Source organism: Streptomyces sp. yr375 (assembly GCF_900110755.1).
In the GTDB taxonomy this organism is placed as follows: Bacteria; Actinomycetota; Actinomycetes; order Streptomycetales; family Streptomycetaceae; genus Streptomyces.
Map to the genome: position 1 here is coordinate 20,406 of NZ_FOFF01000045.1, position 3,094 is coordinate 23,499.

Sequence of the window (3,094 nt, forward strand, 5' to 3'; positions counted from 1 at the left end):
CCTACGGGACGCAGGCCTCAGACGCGTACGGCCAGTCGCGGCAGCCGTGGTGCCGTCCCCGGGATGACCAGGCGCTGGAGGCTCTCCGGGCCCTCGGCGAGGCACAGGCCGGGGTGGCGGTCCAGCAGGGTCGTCAGGGCGATCTCGCACTGGAGGCGGGAGAGGAGCGCGCCGAGGCAGTAGTGGATGCCGTGGCCGAAGCCGATGTGTCCCTCGGAGCCGTCGTGCGGGCGGCGGGTGATGTCGAGGCGGTCGGGGTCGTCGTAGACGCGCGGATCGCGGTTCGCGGAGACCAGCACGAACTGCACGCAGTCGCCCTTGCGGATGGTGGTGCCGCGGAAGTCGACGTCCTCGGCGGCCAGCCGCATGCGCACCATGATGTCGGGCCCGCACCAGCGGATGAACTCGTTGACGGCGCTGGGCATCAGACCGGGGTCGGCCTGGAGCAGCTTGAGCTGGTCGGGGTGGGTGAGGAGGGCGGCGAGGCTGTTGACGACGAGCTGGGCGGTGTTGTCGTAGCCGGCCATGACGACGTTGAGGACCATCGCGACGGCCTCCTCCTCCGTCAGCTTGTACCGGTCGTCGTCGCGGGCGGCGGCGAGGGCGCTCAGTACGTCGTCGGCGGGTTCCCGGCGGCGCTGGTCGAGCAGGCGCAGCACGGTGTCGACGACGGCGAGGGAGGACTCCCGCAGCCGTTCGGGCTCCATGATGAGGATGTCGTCGCCCCAGCGCCGGAAGACGGCCCGGTCCGCCTCGGGGACGCCCGCCAGTTCGCAGACGACGGTGATGGCGAGCGGGTAGGCGAAGCCGTCGACGAGTTCCAGGACGCCGTCGGCCGAGCGGCGGTGGAGGTCGTCGAGGATCTCCGCGGCGAGTTGCGCCACCCGGGGGCGCAGGGTCTGCGTGCGGCGGGCGCTGAAGGCCCGGCCGACGGCTCCGCGCACCCGGGTGTGGTCCGGCGGGTCGGTGTCCAGGGCCGAGACGAGGAAGTACTTCTGGACCTCCGCCGGCAGGTTCAGCATGTCGACCAGGGTGCGGCGCGGGTCCTCCCCGGTGTATCCCTCGATCGCGGTGGGGCTGCTGACGAAGCGCGGGTCGCGCAGGCCGTCGCGGACGTCGTCGTAGCGGGTGACCAGCCACACCGGCTGGGTCTCGGTCAGCCAGCCGCGCACCACGGGACCCTGTTCGCGGACCTTGCCGTAACCGGCGGCGGGGTAGGCCTTCAGGTCGTCGTCGAGGAGGTACAGCTCGCCGGGCGGGCGGGAGAGGAGGGGGGCGGTCGGGTTGGGCACGGGTCAACTCCCTTGTGGGGCAGGGGGGTTCGGTCGAGCAAGGTTGATTGGCCGAGCAGGCGGGTCAGTTGGAGAGGACGGCGGCGATGTCCGCGACCAACTCCGCCTCGTGCGGGACGAGATAGAAGTGGTCGCCGGGGAACGAGCGCAGGGCGAAGCGGCCCGGTTCGGTGAGTTCCGACCACGCGCCGACGGACCGCGGCGGGCAACTGCCGTCGTCACGGCCCGTGTAGGCGGTCACGGGGGTGCGCAGCGGTGCGGGACGCTCGGGGCGGTAGGCCTCGATGAGGCGGTAGTCGGCGCGCAGGGCGGGCATCAGGAGTTCCCGCAGCTCGGGGATCTCGTAGACCTCCGCCTGGTAGTCGCCGAGGCCGCGCACCGTGGCGAGCAGCGCCTCGTCGTCTCCGTCGTGGACGCCCGCCGGGCGGGCCCGGTGCGGGGCGGCGCGGCCGGAGACCAGCAGGTGCGCGGGGCGCAGGCCGCGCGCCTCCAGCCGCAGCGCCACCTCGTAGGCGACGGCGGAGCCCATGCTGTGGCCGAACAGGGTGAGCGGCAGGTCCGTGTACGGGGCGAGGGCCTCGGTGACGGCGTCGGCCAGTTCCGCCATGTCCTCGACGCAGGACTCGGCGAGCCGGTCCTGTCGGCCGGGGTAGCGCACGGCGAGGAGTTCGACGTCGTCGGGCAGGTGCGCGGACCAGCCGTGGAAGAGGTGGGCGGTGCCGCCGGCGTGCGGAAAGCACAGCAGCCGGCGGGCGGCCCGGGGCGCACGGCACCGGTGCACCCGGAACCACCGGTCCGCCGGGGCCCGCCGGGGCGCGGGCAGCGCGGCGGCGGTGGTCGTGAGGGAAGTCGGTGCCATGGTCGGACGGTCCTCCTGAGGTTAACGAAATGCGCTGAACTGGCGGGAGTTGAGGAGCGAGAGGAAGTAAGGGAGCTTGTCCACGGCCCGTTTGGGGAGGTGGGCGGTCTGCACGGTGTCCCGGCGCAGATCGGTGACGACGAGCTTGAACACGCCGTCCTCCTCGACGAGTTCGGCCGCGTAGAGAGGGGTCTCCATCAGGGGGCCACCTCCGCCAGCCACGCGTCCCACGCGCCGGTGGACGTGTCGGCGTCGGCATCCGGTGCGAAGAGGTGGTGGCCGAGCCAGAGCGGCCAGTTCCAGGCGCTGCCGTCGTAGAAGCGGTACAGGGCGTCGGCGGTGCGCAGACCGAGGAAGTCGGCGTCGAGGAAGTCGACGACCGCTTCGACGGGGGCGCCGGGCCGGTCCGGCAGCATCACCTTCACGGTGTCGCCCGCGCCGGCCGCCGCGGGCAGCCCGAGCCGGTCGCGGACGGCGGTGAGGCTGCCGGCGACCGCCGGGTCGGGGCGGGTGGCCTTGACGTAGCCGGCGCGGCGGCCCGCGAAGTGCCGCAGGTACTCGGCGAGGCTGTGCTGATAGAAGTCGATGTGCTTCTCGGCGGCGTCGGCCCGGGTCTCCCAGCCGTCGTCGATGACACCCCGGTGCACCCAGTGGACGCCCATCGACAGCCGGGCGGCTCCGTCGCCGTGCGCTACGACGGTGTAGTCGAGGGTGTTGGTGAAGCCGCCCTGGTCGGCGCTGCGGCAGGCGAACCTGGCGGGCGGCTCCCACTCGACGACGGTGGCCTGCCCCCGCGACACCGCGCCGCCGACGCACGGCTCGACGTCCATCGGGTACAGCCAGCCGAGGTTGCCCTCGCCGGTCGCGACCGCGTGCCACACCTGCTCGGCTGTCGCGGGCAGCACCTGCTCCCGGCGCACCCTGAACTCGCGGACCATACAGG

The 3,094-nt window shown here is 73.0% G+C and carries 4 protein-coding genes; all 4 read right to left on the bottom strand.

Features of this window, described 5'->3' with window-relative positions:
• Positions 1-17: 17 nt before the first annotated feature.
• A complete protein-coding gene (locus BMZ82_RS31325) occupies positions 18-1,292 on the bottom strand; it encodes a cytochrome P450 family protein (protein WP_256252213.1) in 1,275 nt (424 codons plus the stop codon).
• Between the two features lie 64 nt (positions 1,293-1,356).
• Positions 1,357-2,151, bottom strand: a complete 795-nt coding sequence (locus BMZ82_RS31330; protein WP_093780784.1) for a thioesterase II family protein — start codon at positions 2,149-2,151, stop codon at positions 1,357-1,359.
• A gap of 21 nt (positions 2,152-2,172) precedes the next feature.
• Positions 2,173-2,349 carry a hypothetical protein gene (locus BMZ82_RS40995; RefSeq protein ID WP_177244747.1) on the bottom strand — a complete coding sequence of 59 codons (177 nt, stop codon included), beginning with the start codon at positions 2,347-2,349 and terminating at the stop codon, positions 2,173-2,175.
• Positions 2,349-3,089, bottom strand: coding sequence for an SRPBCC family protein (locus tag BMZ82_RS31335; protein WP_093780785.1), 741 nt, complete (start codon positions 3,087-3,089; stop codon positions 2,349-2,351). Before BMZ82_RS31335 ends, BMZ82_RS40995 begins: the two co-directional genes overlap by 1 nt.
• Between the last annotated feature and the right edge of the window lie 5 nt (positions 3,090-3,094).